General features: G+C 44.7%; 1 protein-coding gene. It reads left to right on the top strand.

Annotation, left to right across the window (positions count from 1 at the left end; genetic code table 11):
- Positions 1–172: 172 nt before the first annotated feature.
- The coding region (locus IEX98_RS28950; RefSeq protein ID WP_188893132.1) for a plasmid recombination protein at positions 173–1,178 on the top strand (1,006 nt) is incomplete at its 3' end.

The following is a 1,178-nucleotide window of genomic DNA, read 5'->3' as shown; positions in this document are numbered from 1 at the left end:
GTTTTCCCCTTTATTTGTGCATTTACAAAACATTCACTAACTTCGCACCTATGCAGTATGGTGATAGCACACTAGCACCCTAAAGGGTACGTGTGTAAGGGGACAAGCCCCCTTAACCCCCTGTCAGCCGGCTGTCACCGGCTGTTATCGATTGTCACAAAAATGTTAACTTATGGGAGCAACAAGTATTCATGTACAAGCAGTGAAGCCGGGGAGCGAGATTCACAACTTTAGGGAAAAAGAGTTGGACTATGTTCGTCCGGAACTTAGTCATTTGAATGAAAGCTGGGTTGGAGATAGCATCTCCCATCGGCTGGAGAGTGCGAAACAGAGATATTTCGATACGGTTGGGCAGAAGATGCAGACTAAAGCAGCACCCATACGGGAGGGGGTAATAGTAATCAAGCAAGAAACCACCATGCAGGAACTCCAGCAATTCGCTGCGGTCTGCAAGGAACGTTTCGGTATTGAAGCGTTTCAAATCCATATACACAAGGACGAAGGATACATGAACGCAAAGCAATGGACACCTAACCTTCACGCCCATGTAGTTTTCGATTGGACACAGCCGAACGGGAAGAGTGTGCGTTTATCGCGTGATGACATGGCAGAACTCCAAACCATAGCATCTGAAGCACTGGGCATGGAACGTGGTGTTTCTTCTGATCGCAAACACTTATCGGCTATGCAGTACAAGACCGAATGTGCGAAAGAACAGCTTCAGGAACTATCCAACGATATATCCAGTGCGTTAGACAAGCACAAGGACGTGCAAAACCAGCTTCTTCAGCTTCAGAAAGAACTACGTTCCATTGAAACAAAGAAAAACGTCCAAAAACTCATTTCTAAGGCTTCAGAGAAGTTTTACGGCTTGATAGGGAAAACGGTTAACGATAGGGAAAAAGATGCCTTAAAAGCCAAAATAAAGGCTTTAGAGGGGGAAAATGAACAGCTATCCGATAGACTGGGAAAGGCTATACTTGAAAAAGAGCGAAACGGCACAAAGGTATTCAAAGCCGAGAACGACAAGGAGTATTATAGACAGCAAATGGACAATGCAAGGACAACCAGTAACCGACTAAGAACGGAGAACCAAGAACTAAAGACCGAAACCAAGGAATTGAAAAAAGAACTTGGTAAGATGAAAGACTTGTTCAATTCCGAACAACTGGAGGCTT

It is taken from the genome of Paenibacillus radicis (ex Gao et al. 2016) (genome assembly GCF_014641555.1).
Lineage (GTDB): Bacteria > Bacillota > Bacilli > Paenibacillales > Paenibacillaceae > Pristimantibacillus > Pristimantibacillus radicis.
This window is presented reverse-complemented; position numbering and strand designations above follow the sequence as displayed.